This window comes from Sphingomonas sp. Leaf34 (assembly GCF_001421805.1).
GTDB lineage: Bacteria > Pseudomonadota > Alphaproteobacteria > Sphingomonadales > Sphingomonadaceae > Sphingomonas.
In genome coordinates, this window is record NZ_LMLC01000004.1 from 422,511 (window position 1) to 437,948 (window position 15,438).

The following is a 15,438-nucleotide window of genomic DNA, read 5'->3' on the forward strand; positions in this document are numbered from 1 at the left end:
GGACGTCCCGTGGCCGTCGATATCGTGATCTATCACAACCCCGAATGCGGCACGTCGCGCAACACGCTGGCGATGATCCGCAATGCCGGCATCGAGCCGCATGTGGTCGAATATCTGAAGACACCGCCTGCGCGCGCGCTGCTGGTCGAACTGATCGATCGCGCTGGGATCACGCCCCGCGATCTGCTGCGTGAGAAGGGGACTCCTTATGCGGAGTTGGGCCTGGGCGACACGTCGTTGTCCGACGAAGCGCTGGTGGACGCGATGATGGCGCATCCGGTCCTGATCAACCGGCCGCTGGTCGTCTCGCCGCTTGGCGTGAAACTGTGTCGTCCGTCCGAAGCGGTCCTCGATCTACTGCCTGAGCCGCAACAGGGTGCGTTTGCCAAGGAGGACGGCGAACAGGTCGTGGACGCCTCGGGCCAGCGCGTCGCCTGATGTTGCTCGCGCTCGCTATCTTCGTCGCCACGATCGCGCTCGTCATCTGGCAACCGAAGGGCCTTGGCATCGGGTGGAGCGCGACGGGCGGCGCGGCGATCGCGCTGCTCGTCGGGGTCGTCTCGCTCGCCGACGTGCCGGTGGTGTGGGGTATCGTCTGGAACGCGACCGCGACATTCGTCGCGATCATCATCGTCAGCCTGTTGCTCGATGAAGCCGGGTTCTTCGAATGGGCGGCGCTCCACGTCGCGCGCTGGGGCCGGGGGCATGGTCGCAGGCTGATCGTGCTGATCGTGCTGCTCGGCGCGGCTGTGTCGGCGCTGTTCGCCAATGACGGCGCAGCGCTGATCCTAACGCCGATCGTCATCGCGATGCTGCGTGCGCTGGGATACAAGGACAAGGCGACGCTGGCGTTCGTCATGGCGGCGGGGTTCATAGCCGATACCGCCAGTCTGCCGTTGATCGTCTCCAACCTCGTCAACATCGTGTCGGCCGACTTCTTCCGGATCGGCTTTGCCAATTATGCTTCGGTGATGGTGCCCGTCGATCTGGCGTCGATCGCCGCGACATTGGTTGCGCTGCTGCTGTTCTTCCGGCGCGACATACCGGCAAGCTATGACGTGGCGCAGCTTCGTACGCCTGCTGACGCAATCCGCGATCCTGCAACGTTCAAGGCAGGCTGGGTCGTTCTGGCCCTGCTACTCGCCGGCTTCTTCCTGCTCGAACCTATCGGCGTGCCGGTCAGCGCCGTTGCCGCTGCCGGCGCGGTCCTCCTGCTCGTCATCGCCGCGCGCGGCCATGTCATCCAGACGCGCAAGGTGCTGGCCGGTGCGCCCTGGCAGGTCGTGATCTTCTCGCTCGGCATGTACCTGGTCGTTTACGGTCTGCGGAATGCTGGCCTGACCAACCACCTTGCCAGCTTGCTCGATCGCACCGCGCAAGGCGGCGTGTGGGGTGCGGCGTTCGGCACCGGCATCATCGCCGCGCTGCTGTCATCGGTGATGAACAACATGCCGACCGTGCTGGTTGGCGCGCTGTCGATCGACGCGACGCACGCCACGGGCCCGATCAAGGAAGTGATGATCTACGCCAACGTGATCGGGTGCGACCTTGGCCCGAAGATCACGCCGATCGGTTCGCTCGCGACGCTGCTCTGGCTGCACGTCCTCGGACAAAAGGGCATTCGGATTGGCTGGGGCTATTACTTCAAGGTTGGTGCGACACTAACGATCCCGGTGCTGCTGGTGACACTCACGGCACTCGCGATCAGGATCAGCATGGTATGACGGCACTCGTATATCTGGCCGCGTCGCTCGCGGAAATCGCGGGCTGCTTCGCCTTTTGGGCATGGTTGCGGCTGAGCAAATCTCCCCTGTGGCTGGCTCCAGGCGTGGTCTCGCTTATGCTGTTCGCCTGGCTGCTGACACGGGTGGATAGCGATGCAGCGGGGCGGGCCTATGCGGCCTATGGCGGCGTCTACATCTGCGCATCATTGATCTGGCTGTGGGCTGTCGAAGGGGTGCGGCCCGATCGCTGGGATGCTGGTGGAGCGGCACTCTGCCTGATCGGCACCTGTATCATTCTGCTTGGCCCAAGGACTGCCTGATGCCGCTCCGCACTATCTCCGATCCTGATAATCTGCCCGCGCTCGATCGGCGCTATTCGCTCAATCGTCCTGCCCTTGGGCTGGGCGCTGGTGATCCGCCTCCGCGCATCCTGTTGCTCTACGGCTCCCTGCGGGAGCGGTCGTTCTCGCGACTGTGTGTGGAAGAAGCTGCTCGCCTGCTGCAATTCTTCGGCTGTGAAACGCGGATCTTCGATCCTTCGACCCTGCCGGTACCCGACCAAGTGACGGGCGACGATCACCCGGCCGTCCACGAACTGCGCGAACTGTCGATGTGGTCGGAAGGGCATGTGTGGTGCAGCCCCGAGCGGCACGGCCAGATTACCGGGATCATGAAGCTGCAAGTCGATCACCTGCCGCTGTCGATGGGGGGGATGCGCCCGACGCAGGGCCGCACGCTCGCCGTCATGCAGGTATCGGCCGGGTCGCAGTCGTTCAACAGCGTGAACACCCTGCGCGTCCTCGGCCGTTGGATGCGAATGGTGACGATCCCCAACCAATCCAGCGTCGCGAAGGCGTTTGCCGAGTTCGAAGAAAACGATCGAATGAAGCCTTCGGCCTACTATGATCGGATCGTGGACGTGATGGAAGAATTGGTACGCTTCACGGTCCTGCTACGCCCGCACACCGCCCAACTGGTCGATCGCTATTCCGAGCGAAAGGAGGCAGGCGTGCCGATCGATAGCGCCACGGACCTTTCGAGCATCGCAACCTCGCCAACGTACCGGAAAGGCGAGTAAAGTCAACTTAGTGTGGCAAACCGCTCCTGCGGCATTGTACATGACTGAGGGTGCTTCTAGATGCATCCGATGAAACGCCGGGCTCGCCCACTATCCAAGATATTGCATTCCATGGCGTTTTTCGTCCTGGCGGTGATGTTGCTGGTCCGGCTTGGCCCGATCTGCGAGACGATGGCGATGGCCGCGCCTCCGGCTGCTTCCGCGATGATGGACTGCGCCAGCAAATCAGCAGGCGCTCCCATCAAAAAGGCCCCTGCGTCGGCCTGCGCCATACCGTGCGTTGCTGTTGCCGGCGAAACCGTCGAGCATATCGGGCTGGTTCCGTCCTCCCGTCTATCGCCTTGGCCGGCTCCACAGACCGGCCTTTTGGGCATGGCATACGCTCCGGCCACACCCCCTCCGCAAACCGTGTGACGTCGAACACCATCACACGTAAATTTCGGAGAATATCATGACCAAGTTCAAGCTCATCAGCGCTGCCTTCGCCCTCACCCTGTCGACTGGCGCATTCGCCGCTGTCGCCAATTGCTGCGCCGACATGGCGTGCTGCAAGGACGGTGCGGACTGCTGCAAGGATGGCGCAAAAGCCAAGGCTGCTGACTGCTGCGATCATGCCAAGGGCGGCATGAAGCACGGCTAAAGGATGGATAGGGGCGGGCAACCGCCCCTATTTTCTAGTCTACGTCTACTCGGCGCGGCACGCCGTCCCGCCACGGTCGCTGCGACGAGCGAAGAGTTACCCGCAAGGTTGAGGCTCTCCCCCGAACCGCATCCATCGTTCGTCCCATCTCGCGCGCGATTACCGCCAGCGTCTGCCTGGCCTCGATACGCCGACGAAGCTCGGCATTATCATCATCGGTCCAGGACGTTCCACGTCGAGCGGTCAGCCCAATACCTCCTCAATCAGGAGCAATCCCAGAAACCCGATGAAGAACATCGCGCTGATAAGCGGGGTGTCAGGCTTCTCGTGCGCCTCGACCAATAGCTCCTCCGTCACGAGGTAGAGCAGCGCCATCAGACCGAAACTGAGAAACCCGGCGATGACGACGGGCGGAAACGTCGCAACAGGCGTCGCTATCGCCGCGCCGATCGGCAGCAACAACGCGATCCCCATCGTAATCCCGATGATACGTGCCTTGGACTTGATCGTCTCACCCAACTCGGTCGTTACGGTCAGTCCGAGAAACAGCACCTCCAGCGTCAACGCGATCGTCAGCAACACGCCGGCCTTCCCGCCAGCGACGAACGCTAATCCGAGAACAAGCCCGTCGATCAGGATATCGACTGCAACTGCCCCGAGCATAGCGATCGGTCCACTGGCGCGACCCTCAAGAGCTTTGAGCGACAGCATCACGAGAATGCCAAGCGCGCCGCCAGTGAATGTCGCGATCGGTGAACCTTCGTGCATCACCTGGGGCAGGATCTCGGCTGCCGCTGCGGCGAACACAACGCCTGCCGCCAAGTGCTGCATGGCGCTTACGAAGGCATCACTTGGCCGTCTCGATACCGCGAATAGCGAACCGATCAGTACGGCAACGACGGGAATGAGAGTGAAGGCAACGGCCTGCATAGCTTAGGCCCTCGCGCTGTCATGAGCCAAAGGCGGCAGTTCGATGTGTCCCCCTGATGGGACTGGCAACTCGCGCCGTCCGAAACGAGCGTAGAGCGTCGGCAGCACGAACAAGGTGAGCAGAGTTGCGGATATCAGACCACCAATGACGACGGTCGCCAGCGGCTTTTGCACCTCTGCTCCAGCACCATGACCAAGCGCCATCGGCACGAAGCCAAGCGACGCAACGAGAGCCGTCATCGCAACCGGCCGGAGCCGCGCCAGAGCGCCTTGATGCGCCGCTACCGCACGATCCATGCCTTGCCGCATCAGATCATGGATGGACGACACCATGACCAGCCCGTTGAGAACCGCGACACCTGATAACGCGATGAAGCCGACTGCCGCTGAAATGGAGAACGGCATGCCTCTTAGCACCAGCGCAAGGATGCCTCCGACCAACGCCAGCGGAACGCCGGTAAACACGATCAACGCATCCCTGACGGAGCCTAGCGCGCCGTAGAGCAGGAACATGATGACCACGAAACAGATCGGCACCACAACGCTGAGCCGATCGCGGGCGGATGCCAGGTTCTCGAACTGACCGCCCCATTCGAGGTACGTGCCGGCCGGCAATTTCACCTGAGCGTCGATGGCTGACCGGGCATCAGCCACAACGCCGGCCACGTCTCGATCGCGCACGTTGGCCTGCACCACGACACGCCGCTTGCCGTTCTCGCGACTGATCTGGTTGGGACCATCGACCACGGCGATATCCGCCACAGTCGATAACGGTACGAAGCCGCCACTGCCGGTCGGTACCGGGACCTGAGCAACCGCCGTCAGATCGGATCGTGAGCTTTCCGCCATCCGGATCACGACCGGGAAACGACGATCGCCTTCAAAGATCACGCCCGCCTGTCGGCCGCCAATGGCTGCGGCAACCGTGTCCTGCACGTCACCGGCCGTTACCCCGACGCGGGACATGGCAGTGCGGTTCGGTCGGATATCGAGCATCGGCAAGCCTTCGGTTTGCTCAACCCGCACGTCCGCTGCACCCCGCGTCTTTCGCAGGATGCCGGCGATCCGATCTGCGGTCGCGTTCATCTCGCCAAAATCGTCGCCGAATACCTTGATCGCGATATCGCCGCGTACGCCTGCAATCAGCTCGTTGAACCGCATCTGGATCGGCTGGGTGATCTCATAGGCGTTGCCCGGCAGGGTAGAGAGACGCTTTTCAAGCCGCTCCACCAGCTCTTCCTTGGACAGGCCGGGGTCGGGCCACTCCTTCTTCGGCTTCAGGATGACGAAGGTGTCGGTCGCGTTAGGCGGCATTGGGTCCGATGCAATTTCAGACGTGCCAGTGCGGGAGAAGGCAAACCGTACCTCCGGTGCCTTGGCGAGCGCCTTTTCCACCTGAAACTGCATCGCCTGGCTCTGATTGACCGACGTGCCGGGGATGCGGACTGCCTGCACGAGGATGTTGCCCTCATCGAGCTGCGGCAAGAACTCCTGCCCCAATGTCGTGAAAGCGGCACCGGCAAGCGCCAGCGCGCCGATCGCGACGCCGATGGTGAGGGTGGGCCGGCGCATTGCCGCATCGAGTCCCGGCTCGTAGCGCTGCCGGAGGAATGTGACGACGCGGCTTTCCTTCTCTTCGACCCGCTTGCTGAGCCAGATCGCAATCGCTGCCGGTATGAAGGTCAGTGACAGGATGAAGGCGAACACCAGCGCGATGATGACCGTCAGCGCCATCGGCTCGAACATCTTGCCTTCGACGCCCGTGAAGGTGAGCAACGGCGCATAGACAAGGATGATGATAGCCTGCCCGTACACCGATGGCCGGATCATCTCGCGCGCCGATGCCGCGACAATCCCGAGACGTTGCTCGATCGTCAGCACGTCACCCCGACCATGCTGCGCCTCGCCCAAACGCCGTAATGCGTTCTCCACGATAATGACCGCGCCATCCACGATCAGACCAAAGTCGAGCGCGCCAAGGCTCATCAGATTGGCCGAAACACCCGCCTTCAACATGCCGATGCTGGTCAACAGCATCGTGATCGGAATAACGCAGGCCGCGATCAGCGCCGCGCGGAAATTGCCAAGCAGCGCAAACAGAACGACGATCACTAGCACCGCACCCTCGGCAAGGTTGCGGGCAACCGTGGCGATCGTGGAGTTCACCAGCTCGGTCCGGTTCATAACCGGCTTCACGACAACATCGACCGGCAACGAGCGGCCGATCTGCGTCAGCCGTTCGGCAACGCCCGTCGACACCGTGCGGCTATTCTCCCCGATCCGCATGACCGCGGTGCCGACGACAACCTCATGTCCGTTTTCCGACGCCGATCCCATGCGTAGCGCCTGCCCGGTGCGAACGGTCGCGATCTGGTTGAGCAGAATCGGAACGCTCTCGCGCGTGGCAACGACGGTACGGGCCAGCTCGTCGGCGTTGCGGACACGCCCATCTGATCGAACCGCTAACCCTTCGCCGTTGCGGTTGACCACGCCAGCGCCCGCGCTGGTATTGCTGCGCTGAAGGGCGGTGGTGAGATCCTGAAGCGTCAGCCGCATTGCCGCCATGCGCTGTATGTCCGGAATAACGAGATATTCTTTGGTGTAGCCACCAAGGGAGTCGACGCCAGCAAGCCCGGCCGTGCTTTTGAGCTGCGGCGTGACGATCCAATCCTGCACGGTGCGCAGGTAGGTCGCCTTGTCGGCGTCGCTGACAAGGTGATCCCCCTCGGGGGTGATATAGCTGGCATCGCGCTGCAAGCCGGGTTCGCCGTTGCGGTGGTGAACTTGGTCCAGCTCGCGATATTCGACCGTCCACATGAAGATATCGCCGAGGCCCGTGGCGATCGGCCCCATCTCGGGGTTCACACCTTCGGGAAGGTCCTCCTCAGCGGTTCGCAGACGTTCCGCGACCTGCGCTCGCGCAAAGTAGATATCGGTCTTTTCACCGAAAACCGCTGTGATCTGGGCAAAGCCATTGCGACTTAGCGAGCGGGTATATTCAAGGCCGGGAATGCCCGCGAGCGCGGTTTCGACCGTGAACGCAACCTGCTTCTCGATCTGATCGGGGGAGAGGGCAGGAGCAACGACGTTAATCTGCACCTGGTTGTTGGTGATGTCGGGTACGGCGTCGATCGGAAGCTGACGCAGCGCGCCAATCCCGAGCAATGCAGCCGCGATGGTGAGAAGCAGGACGAGCCAGCGCTTCTCGACGGAGAGGGTGACGATGCGACCGATCATGGCTCAGTCCTCATCCCCGCCCGCACCCTTGCCGAGTTCGGCTTTGAGCGTGAAGCTGTTGGTGGAAGCGATGCGCTCCGAGCCGGTAAGGCCTGCCGTTACGGTGACCTGCCCGCCATTGGTGCGGCCAAGCGTCACCGGAATTGCCCGGAAACCTGTCGCGGTCCGGACGAACACGAACGACTTGTCCTCGATCATCTGCACTGCGGCCGATGGCACGGCGACGGTGCGGTCCCCGGTCGCAGGAACAAGGATCGATACGTTGACCGTCTCACCAACACGCCATGTGCTGCCGGCGTTGTCGAGGGTAGCGATCACCGGCACCAATCGCGTCGTCTCGTCCAGAATGGGGGACACGAACGTGACGCGCCCCTCCTGACGCCGCCCCGGTGCCGTCACTTCGACACGCACGCCAGGTTTTACCCGACCGGCATCGGTGGGGACGAGTGATGTGGTGACAGTCACCTTCGACAGGTTGGCGACACGGAACAGCTCTGCATCGGCCGCGACGGCCTGCCCGAGGGTCGCCGATCGCGCGATGACCTGGCCGGCGATCGGCGAGCGGACCGCGATGCGGTTGAGCGCGCCGCCTCCGCTGCCCGTCGCTGACAACTGCTGCTGCGCCAGGCGAAGGGCAATACTGGCCTCCGTTGCGGCCGTTCGCGCTGCGACCAGATCCTGCTCTGGCGAAACCCGTTCAGCGAACAAACGCTGTTCGCGGCGAAGGTTCGATTGGGCGAGTGCGGAACGCGCGCGCGCGGCTTCTACCTCCGCTTTCAGTGATGCCGCTTCCCGGCTTTCGATGATAGCCAGCGGGTCCCCCCGGCTGACTGACTGCCCAAGATTGCGGGTGAGGGAAACGAGCCGACCGCCTACGGAGGTGGACACAACCTGCACACCCTGAGGATCGCCCTCGATCGTTGCCGATAGCTCGATCGCTCCGGCCACGCCGCCTACTGTAGGTCGCGTAACCTCTATCCCGGCATCCGCGATCTGCTGCGCGGACAGGGTGACGATATCCTTTGGACCCTCCTTGGCTTCGCCGGCCTCGGCACCTTCGGTCTTCTCGGCTCCGGCCTTCTCACCGGCCTCGCTGTTGCCACCCCCGCCGCACCCGGCAAGGAGGATAGCCAGGGTCACAGGCGCGAGCGCCCGTATGATAATCTTCGTCATTGATTGGTTTCCTCGGGCGAGGGCGCTGCGGCAACGAGCCGTTCGAGGCGTGCCTTGGCGTCGTGATAGGTGGCGAGCGCATCGATCGCGGCGGTTCGTGTTTCGGACAGGGTACGTTCGGCATCGAGCAAATCGAGCTGCCCGAACTTGCCCTCCCGGTAGCCGATCCTGGCAATACGAGCGGCTTCGCTTGCCGATGCCAATGCCGGCCCGCTGGCGTTACGAGCGGTCGTCGCAGCATTCGCGACGTTCGCCTGTGCGCTTGCGATATCCTGCGCGGTATCCAGCTCGGCGACGCGACGTAGCGCCTGCGCCTGATCGGTCTGCGCCCGCGCCTGCGCCACTGCCGCCTTACCGTTGTTGAACAGCGGAAACGGGATCGACAGCCCGAACACTGCTGCCACGTCGTTCGTAGCCTCAAGCCGGCGTGCGCTTGCGCTCAGTGTCACGTCGGGAATGCGCTGCGACCTGGCAAGCCGCACCTGTGCCTCTGCCGTTGTCACGTCCGCGCGCGTCGCCGCCAATGCCAACGTCCCTGCGGTCTCGATCGGCCGCGCTGGACCAAAGCCCTCGACACGGCCGAACCACGCCAAATCCAAGGGTCCTGTGAGAGGTTGGCCGATCCGTCGAGCAAGATTGCTCCGCGCAACCTCGGCAAGCCGTTCTGAGCGCTCCACAGCTGTTTCGGCGTTGATCCGCAATACATCGGCGCGCTGCTGTTCGAGCGGCGATGCTCGCCCCGCCTGAACACGGACACCGGCTGCGCGCGATGCCTCACGGGCGATGCCGGCCTGCTCGCGCGCTGTCACAAGTCGGCGTTCCGCTGCTGTCGCTTCGATGTAGAGCTGAGTGACGGCAAGCCGTAAATCAGCCTCGGCCAATGCCGTGCCTATCCGCGCTCGATTACCAATCGCATCGGCGACGGCGATCCGTGCCGATCGTTTGCCACCCAGCTCGATCGGTAGTGCCAGACCGGCCGTTGTCTCCGCGCTGCGAAGACCGCGATATTGACCGCTGCCGGCAATGTTCTCGGTCTCGGCGACGATCGACGGGTTCGGCCGATAGCCGGCAACCGTGCGGCCTGCTTCTGCTGCCCGGACGCCAGCCGTGGCGGCCTCAAGGCTGGGGGCGCTGGCTCCGGCAAGTGAAAGCGCCTGCTCAAGAGTGAGCGGGGGACTGGTCGATGTTGGATCGGCTGACTGCGCCTGTGCGATCGACGCGCACGACGCCACGGCCAATAAGGCCGCAATAAAACGGTGCATGGGTAACGGACTCCTGACGAACCTTGGGCGTCCGCACGGGCTTTCCCGGCGGAATTAGGCGTTGGTCAGGCTTGGGGAGGACGTAGGGCTGGGTCCGACGCTACCGGGGCCTTGGGCGCATTGCGCCACAGCGATGCAGTCATACGAACGCTGCTAGCTGGTCCGGTTGAATCGGACGCGATCGGCACGCCGACATGATGGCCGTGGCAACCGCCATGATGGTGAGGATACGCCTTGTCGGCGTCTGCCGGCACTTGGTCGGCATCACCGTCGCAATGATCGAGGGAGCTGACCGCTGTGGTATCAACGCACGTCACGCCTTCGGTCGCATGCGCAACTGATCCAAGCCCGAGCATAAGCACGAGCATGAAACTGAGGAACAGGGCGGAAAGGCGGTGCATCGGCCCGCGCCTTAGCAGCTTACCGACTGCCATGTAACGACTGCTGGTAAGTAGCGGGGGCGGGTGAGGGCTCGCTACGCATTTCGGCGCGCGCCTGCCGCATGATCTGAAAACCGCCCGATATTCCCAACACCGCCATCAAGGCGGCGACGGCAAGATCAGGCCACGCACTGTTGAGGCCGAACACGCCGCCTGCGGCCAGTACGACGGCGATGTTGCCGATCGCGTCATTGCGCGAGCAAATCCACACGGACCGCATGTTCGCGTCACCGCTTCGGAAGCGGTACAGCATGACCGCGACGACAAGGTTCGCGATCAGCGCCGCGATGCCGACCACGCCCATAATCTCGGCATGGGGCGTTGCGTCGTGGAGCGCTCCCCATCCCGCCGCGAACAGGACATAGACGCCTAGCAAAGCGAGCGTCGCCCCCTTCAACATGGCCGCGCGCGCGCGCCAGGCTATCGCCATCCCGGCAACGCCAAGGCTGATCGCGTAGTTCGCCGTATCCCCGAAAAAGTCGAGCGCGTCGGCTTGTAGCGCCTTTGATCCGCCCGTGATGCCGGCAACGATTTCGATAACAAACATGGTGGCATTGATGGCGAGCGCGATCCATAGCGCCCGCCGCCACTTGGGGTCGTTGAAAGTGCCCGCCTTGTCGGACGCGCAGCTTGTGCAGGCCATGTTCGCCACCTCGATGGAATCGATCTGACAGCCTATATGCACCCTCTAGTCGCTAGAGGGTCAAGCGCTGTGTCTGAGAAACTGACGATCGGAAAACTGGCCGGTGCGACCGGTACGAAGGTCGAAACGATCCGCTACTATGAGCAGATTGGCTTGCTGCCGGCACCTGCGCGATCGGCGAGTAACTATCGGACCTATGAGGGCACGCATCTGCGCCGCCTGTCCTTCATTCGGCGTGCGCGGGATCTTGGCTTTTCAATCGACCAGGTGCGCGAGTTGATGGGGCTTGCCGATCACCGCGATCAGTCGTGCATCGCTGTCGATGTCGTTGCCAACCAACACCGCGACGCGATCAGGCGCAAAATCGCAGACCTCACCGCGCTTGCTGGTGAACTCGACGCGCTGATAGATTCCTGTAGCCGCAACACCGTCGCCGACTGCCGGATAATCGAAGCACTTGCCCCTTCCGCATAACGCCTTGCGACTGACCAACTCTCAAAAGGGAACGTCGACCGGGAAACCTGACCCGTCGATCCGACTGACAGCCGCAGACGGGTGCGCTTTCTCAAAATCTTTTCCCAATTTGAAATTCTCGAAATTGCGAATTTTCACGGCAAACTGGGAAAGCTGCCGATCGCTCTTGGGCGGATATGGGGTGACGTCTATACCCAAACCTGAAGCCCGGTGCTGATGTACACAACACCCTCAGCAGCATCGTCCGCGTATGTTCAACAAACGGGTGGGCGCCTGTGAACAGTTCAACGAGAGTGGTTGCTAACGACGGGCAACGCGGAAAACCGGTCCGATCGCACCTACCCTAAAGGCGCTGCCGAGGCGGCCACATCCGAGCGTTTGCCGTCTGGAGACCCCCTGCTGCGAGCGTCTGCTTCTATCCGATCCCGCCGTTCGCGCCCGACGACTTCAAAGACCGCTTTGTCCCACTTCTCGCCGTTTCCAGCTTCGTCGGCTGTCCCTCCGACTTCTATGAACCGACGTGAACGAACGTCCGCGGTTGGGCAGCGGGGCGTGGGGGGGGGCTGAATGGCGACTTATGGGTCTCGCCGGCCCCAACCGGCCGGGCCATCAAGGACCGATTGTCGACGTTCGCGGCTGGCTGATCCAGAGAAAATTACGGTAGCAGGCAGGCGTAAGCTACGAAGAACGAGATCGTCATAGTGACAAGCACGATGCCTATCTCGAGCCAACCATTGAGAGGTGGCTTCTTCGAGGTGCTGGCTTCGCGAGATGCCTTTGTCATGCGGCGGCTACAGGCTCGAGCGGCTTCCGACGAAACCTAAGCCGGGGTTAAGGGCTGTTCCATCCTGTGCGGATGATGCAAAATTCAAATCTGCGTCAGTCGGCTGTGGCGAGCTGTGCCATCATGAGTTGGCGAGCTGTGCCATCATGAGTTGGCGCACTGCCTCGGGACGAGAAAGTAGGCTCGGCTGGCGGTCGATCCATGCATCCAGCGCGGCGAGTTGATCAGGAGCCAAGCGCAAGTTGATGGGTGTCGAACCCACTTGCGGCCTTCCGCGACCTCTTTTGTTGGTGCCAACAATTGACATGGTTAATAGTTGATGCCAGATATGACGAGCTGACGCAAGGCTTAGGACCCTCGCGCCAGCTCTGACCACAACCGATCGAGTGGAGATCGAATATGGCTGCTGAAGCCCCTTATAGGGGTGTGCGAACCCGTGCACCCGAAATTGATGTCGCCGACGTCCCTTTGATCGAAATGGCCGACCGCGACATAGTCATGAGCGGTTCCAGCGACGTCCAAGAGGGCGGAGACTCGATCAACGCGCTGATACTTGGCGTCGAGGTTTTGATCGAGCGGCAGCGTGGAATTATGCGTCATCAGCACGCCGACGCCTTCCTGATCGATAACGAGCTTTGGGGTGCAATTGCGTCGTTGCTTACGATGGTCCGGACCAAGGCAACCGAGATCGTCGACGTCGGTGGGGAAATGGAGAAGGCCGGCCAGCGTTTGCCAAAGGGCATGGCAGCGTGAGGGCCGCGTTGCAACGGAAGGCCGCAGATAGCTTGGTAAGGGAGGGCGAAGTGTTCGCCGTCGCTAAGTCGGTTGCGCCGGCTGCGCTCGAATGCGTCGACGGCATCCGGATTGGCAATCTGATCGAAGCGTTGTTTGGATTGCTTAACCAAGCCGCAGGCGATCCGGACTTGAAAGACGGAGACCTAGACCGCGGCACGGCGGGCGAAGACGGCCCAATAGCAGAAGCGCGGCTCGATCCCCTTTGGCAGAATGCAGCGTGACAGGCACCGGCTTTCCAAATCGTCGCTTGCGGAGTGATCTTTAGTCACTTAGGAATGAGAGCCAGTCGAAAACAAGGATGGCCGATGCCAACCAAAAAGCCGATTCTACGCGGCGATATCATGGCCAAGGCTGAAATCCCTAGGGACGTCATGACGTTCTGGGTTAGGGGCGGCGTGCTGCGCCCGATCGACGCTCCGAAAACGGGCACCGGCTTTAAGTTGCGGTTCGAATGGTACGAGGCGAACATCGCCGCGATCATGAACCAACTCCGCATCCTTGGCGTCAGCATCAAAGGGATGCTGTCGGTCTGCAAGGTCTATCGCGACGCTATTGCGTTCTTCGATGGTCGCGGCGCGACTCGCGACGAAGTTCACGCCATGTGGACGCTCGACATGATCGAGCGCAACGTGATCGCCCGCAGGGTGAAGCGCTGGGGGTATCGCGACATAGTTGAAGCCCCCGGCTTCGACCCAGAAACGAACCCACGGATTGCCGCAGAAGCGGCCGATAATATTTCCATGGAAGACGAGCTTTGGGCCGAGATCGTGCCGTGGACCGCTGAAATCCACGGCGCGCAGAAGGTAACGGTGCGCGTCATGGAGTTGTGGGAAGGGATGCCGCGCGAGGAATTTCGCCGCCACCTCGATCCCTATGTGAACATCACCGAGCAGGCCGAGGTGAGCTATGCGCCCGACGGCGTTGCATCCCCCGAGGAATTGACCTTTTTCTGGCGGGTTGGAGAGACTGACGACTACCGCTTCAGATGGGGTCCCGACGCAGGCAAACTGGCGCGCGCGGATGGCGCAAAGTCCATGATCGCGATCGACGTCTCCGCGGTTCTGCGATCGGTCTGGCACACACCAGAAGGCGGAGCTTCCGCATGATCGCGATGCCTCGCGAACCGGCCGACCTCTACGCTCCGCTGGAGACGGTGCCGAAGCCCCGTCCGATCGGCGAGGTTTTCCAGGTCTTATTGGTCCGCTGGTGGCTGACGCTACTGGTCGAGGCGTACCGCGTGACCAGTAAGCCGCGCCTGCGACCGCCCAAGGCCAAGCGCACCCGCTAATTTCGACACATCCGCCCTACCCCATCGCTCGGAACGCGCTTCCGAGAACGCCACCGCCTTGCCGGAACGCATCTGATGATAAACGCCAAGCCTGTAGCCGCTCCCGCAGCGGCTTCCATTGCAGCCAACGACAACCGGCAGGCTCCGCGTATCGGACCGCCGCGCATGATCGCGCAGCCAATCCCTCACGACGTCGGGATCGCTCTGTTCATGAGGGGGGGGCGGCGTGTCGATGGGTGTGATCGCCGCGACGATCGCTCCGCAATGGCAGCCGAATCTCCACCAGTGGGATATTCATGATGAGCACTGCAGCGACTGTTGAAACCCACGTGAATGAACCATCGAAGCAGCTAGCTGCCTGTTCCCCAATTCGGGAACAGGGCCGCACTTCAGCTGGGAGTGCCTTAAGGCGGGAACAGGTAGCATTCCCTATCGAGGTCGTGCGGATGATGGGCCTGGATACCGCAGTGGGGTTGATGGGTAAGGGCCGCCGTGCAGACGAACTCTGCACCACCGTTCGCGCACTTAATTACAAAATCAGCGGCGAGCGTGGCGCGTCCGATGCCGACATCAGGTCTGCAGCGGCCGCCCGCGAGGGAAGGGGCGAACGGCTCCTCCCCCATGCACGCAGGCTTCGCGCCGTACTCGCCCGCCTATTTGAACACGATTGCCTCAAGGAAGCCGCATGACCGCTATGACCCTCGCTACCGCCAGACAACGCGGCGCGGCCAGCTCCGGCGGTCGCTTCCTGCGCGTACCTGACGTGATGAAGACCACAGGCCTTGGTCGATCGACGATCTACCGCATGGTCGCGGCCGGTACGTTCCCTCAGCAAGTGAAGCTGACCGTGCAAGCCAGCGGCTGGTGGCAGGCCGACATCGATGATTGGATGCGTGAACGGCTAGCAGCGTGCCCCCTACGCCCCTGAGGATGGGGGCACTTAAGGGGGCACATCGTAAATCTACCAGCT

Annotated in this window: 18 protein-coding genes; 12 read left to right on the forward strand and 6 right to left on the reverse strand. The window is 62.4% G+C overall.

Annotation, left to right across the window (positions count from 1 at the left end; genetic code table 11):
* Positions 1-9: 9 nt before the first annotated feature.
* The 4 genes from arsC to arsH are packed head-to-tail and all read left to right on the forward strand — an operon-like array spanning position 10 to position 2,802.
* Positions 10-438: an arsenate reductase (glutaredoxin) gene (arsC, locus tag ASF00_RS13385; protein WP_235525809.1), complete on the forward strand. Its 429-nt coding sequence runs from the start codon at positions 10-12 to the stop codon at positions 436-438.
* A complete protein-coding gene (locus ASF00_RS13390) occupies positions 438-1,724 on the forward strand; it encodes an arsenic transporter (protein ID WP_055879895.1) in 1,287 nt (428 codons plus the stop codon). Before arsC ends, ASF00_RS13390 begins: the two co-directional genes overlap by 1 nt.
* Positions 1,721-2,044, forward strand: coding sequence for a YnfA family protein (locus ASF00_RS13395; protein ID WP_055879898.1), 324 nt, complete (start codon positions 1,721-1,723; stop codon positions 2,042-2,044). Before ASF00_RS13390 ends, ASF00_RS13395 begins: the two co-directional genes overlap by 4 nt.
* Entirely contained in the window at positions 2,044-2,802 is a 759-nt protein-coding gene (arsH, locus tag ASF00_RS13400) for an arsenical resistance protein ArsH (RefSeq protein ID WP_055879901.1), read from the forward strand. Before ASF00_RS13395 ends, arsH begins: the two co-directional genes overlap by 1 nt.
* A gap of 56 nt (positions 2,803-2,858) precedes the next feature.
* Here the strand turns inward: arsH and ASF00_RS19070 are convergent, their stop codons facing one another.
* Complete coding sequence (locus ASF00_RS19070; RefSeq protein WP_055879905.1) at positions 2,859-3,074, reverse strand: hypothetical protein; 216 nt, start codon at positions 3,072-3,074, stop codon at positions 2,859-2,861.
* A 179-nt stretch (positions 3,075-3,253) separates the two neighbouring features.
* Here ASF00_RS19070 and ASF00_RS13410 point away from each other — a divergent pair, with 179 nt between their 5' ends.
* Positions 3,254-3,442 carry a hypothetical protein gene (locus ASF00_RS13410; RefSeq protein WP_041394287.1) on the forward strand — a complete coding sequence of 63 codons (189 nt, stop codon included), beginning with the start codon at positions 3,254-3,256 and terminating at the stop codon, positions 3,440-3,442.
* A 243-nt stretch (positions 3,443-3,685) separates the two neighbouring features.
* Here the strand turns inward: ASF00_RS13410 and ASF00_RS13415 are convergent, their stop codons facing one another.
* From ASF00_RS13415 to ASF00_RS13435, 5 genes are all read right to left on the reverse strand, one after another.
* A complete protein-coding gene (locus ASF00_RS13415) occupies positions 3,686-4,372 on the reverse strand; it encodes a ZIP family metal transporter (RefSeq protein ID WP_055879907.1) in 687 nt (228 codons plus the stop codon).
* Between the two features lie 3 nt (positions 4,373-4,375).
* The gene (locus ASF00_RS13420) at positions 4,376-7,609 is read right to left on the reverse strand and encodes an efflux RND transporter permease subunit (protein ID WP_055879910.1); all 3,234 of its coding nucleotides are present in this window, start codon (positions 7,607-7,609) and stop codon (positions 4,376-4,378) included.
* 3 nt (positions 7,610-7,612) lie between these two features.
* Positions 7,613-8,782 (reverse strand): efflux RND transporter periplasmic adaptor subunit, encoded by a 1,170-nt coding sequence (locus ASF00_RS13425; protein WP_055879912.1) that lies wholly within the window; start codon positions 8,780-8,782, stop codon positions 7,613-7,615.
* Positions 8,779-10,044 carry a TolC family protein gene (locus ASF00_RS13430; protein ID WP_055879915.1) on the reverse strand — a complete coding sequence of 422 codons (1,266 nt, stop codon included), beginning with the start codon at positions 10,042-10,044 and terminating at the stop codon, positions 8,779-8,781. The genes ASF00_RS13425 and ASF00_RS13430 overlap by 4 nt, the downstream gene beginning before the upstream one ends.
* A gap of 420 nt (positions 10,045-10,464) precedes the next feature.
* Positions 10,465-11,127 (reverse strand): cation transporter, encoded by a 663-nt coding sequence (locus ASF00_RS13435; protein ID WP_055879919.1) that lies wholly within the window; start codon positions 11,125-11,127, stop codon positions 10,465-10,467.
* A 69-nt stretch (positions 11,128-11,196) separates the two neighbouring features.
* Between ASF00_RS13435 and ASF00_RS13440 the strand changes: the two genes are divergently transcribed.
* The 7 genes from ASF00_RS13440 to ASF00_RS13470 all read left to right on the forward strand — a co-directional run bounded on the left by ASF00_RS13440 (position 11,197) and on the right by ASF00_RS13470 (position 15,396).
* Complete coding sequence (locus tag ASF00_RS13440; RefSeq protein WP_235525811.1) at positions 11,197-11,601, forward strand: MerR family transcriptional regulator; 405 nt, start codon at positions 11,197-11,199, stop codon at positions 11,599-11,601.
* 1,183 nt (positions 11,602-12,784) lie between these two features.
* Positions 12,785-13,138, forward strand: a complete 354-nt coding sequence (locus ASF00_RS13445) for a hypothetical protein (protein WP_133018849.1) — start codon at positions 12,785-12,787, stop codon at positions 13,136-13,138.
* 50 nt (positions 13,139-13,188) lie between these two features.
* Positions 13,189-13,401, forward strand: coding sequence for a hypothetical protein (locus ASF00_RS13450; RefSeq protein WP_133018850.1), 213 nt, complete (start codon positions 13,189-13,191; stop codon positions 13,399-13,401).
* 84 nt (positions 13,402-13,485) lie between these two features.
* Complete coding sequence (locus tag ASF00_RS13455) at positions 13,486-14,286, forward strand: hypothetical protein (RefSeq protein WP_055879931.1); 801 nt, start codon at positions 13,486-13,488, stop codon at positions 14,284-14,286.
* Positions 14,283-14,468 carry a hypothetical protein gene (locus ASF00_RS13460; RefSeq protein ID WP_055879933.1) on the forward strand — a complete coding sequence of 62 codons (186 nt, stop codon included), beginning with the start codon at positions 14,283-14,285 and terminating at the stop codon, positions 14,466-14,468. Before ASF00_RS13455 ends, ASF00_RS13460 begins: the two co-directional genes overlap by 4 nt.
* A gap of 299 nt (positions 14,469-14,767) precedes the next feature.
* On the forward strand, positions 14,768-15,157 hold the full coding sequence (locus ASF00_RS19075) for a hypothetical protein (RefSeq protein WP_235525812.1): 390 nt from the start codon (positions 14,768-14,770) through the stop codon (positions 15,155-15,157).
* Positions 15,154-15,396, forward strand: a complete 243-nt coding sequence (locus ASF00_RS13470; RefSeq protein ID WP_107952245.1) for a helix-turn-helix transcriptional regulator — start codon at positions 15,154-15,156, stop codon at positions 15,394-15,396. Before ASF00_RS19075 ends, ASF00_RS13470 begins: the two co-directional genes overlap by 4 nt.
* Positions 15,397-15,438 lie beyond the last annotated feature (42 nt).

Coding starts and splice junctions, on each gene's coding strand:
- ASF00_RS13425 (WP_055879912.1), bottom strand. CDS start 8,782: ATGACGAAGATTATCATACGGGCGCTCGCGCCTGTGACCCTGGCTATC.
- ASF00_RS13445 (WP_133018849.1), top strand. CDS start 12,785: ATGGCTGCTGAAGCCCCTTATAGGGGTGTGCGAACCCGTGCACCCGAA.
- ASF00_RS13390 (WP_055879895.1), top strand. CDS start 438: ATGTTGCTCGCGCTCGCTATCTTCGTCGCCACGATCGCGCTCGTCATC.
- ASF00_RS13455 (WP_055879931.1), top strand. CDS start 13,486: ATGCCAACCAAAAAGCCGATTCTACGCGGCGATATCATGGCCAAGGCT.
- ASF00_RS19070 (WP_055879905.1), bottom strand. CDS start 3,074: ATGGCGCAGGCCGACGCAGGGGCCTTTTTGATGGGAGCGCCTGCTGAT.
- ASF00_RS13435 (WP_055879919.1), bottom strand. CDS start 11,127: ATGGCCTGCACAAGCTGCGCGTCCGACAAGGCGGGCACTTTCAACGAC.
- ASF00_RS19075 (WP_235525812.1), top strand. CDS start 14,768: ATGAGCACTGCAGCGACTGTTGAAACCCACGTGAATGAACCATCGAAG.
- ASF00_RS13470 (WP_107952245.1), top strand. CDS start 15,154: ATGACCGCTATGACCCTCGCTACCGCCAGACAACGCGGCGCGGCCAGC.
- ASF00_RS13460 (WP_055879933.1), top strand. CDS start 14,283: ATGATCGCGATGCCTCGCGAACCGGCCGACCTCTACGCTCCGCTGGAG.
- arsH (WP_055879901.1), top strand. CDS start 2,044: ATGCCGCTCCGCACTATCTCCGATCCTGATAATCTGCCCGCGCTCGAT.
- ASF00_RS13410 (WP_041394287.1), top strand. CDS start 3,254: ATGACCAAGTTCAAGCTCATCAGCGCTGCCTTCGCCCTCACCCTGTCG.
- ASF00_RS13415 (WP_055879907.1), bottom strand. CDS start 4,372: ATGCAGGCCGTTGCCTTCACTCTCATTCCCGTCGTTGCCGTACTGATC.
- ASF00_RS13395 (WP_055879898.1), top strand. CDS start 1,721: ATGACGGCACTCGTATATCTGGCCGCGTCGCTCGCGGAAATCGCGGGC.
- ASF00_RS13430 (WP_055879915.1), bottom strand. CDS start 10,044: ATGCACCGTTTTATTGCGGCCTTATTGGCCGTGGCGTCGTGCGCGTCG.
- ASF00_RS13420 (WP_055879910.1), bottom strand. CDS start 7,609: ATGATCGGTCGCATCGTCACCCTCTCCGTCGAGAAGCGCTGGCTCGTC.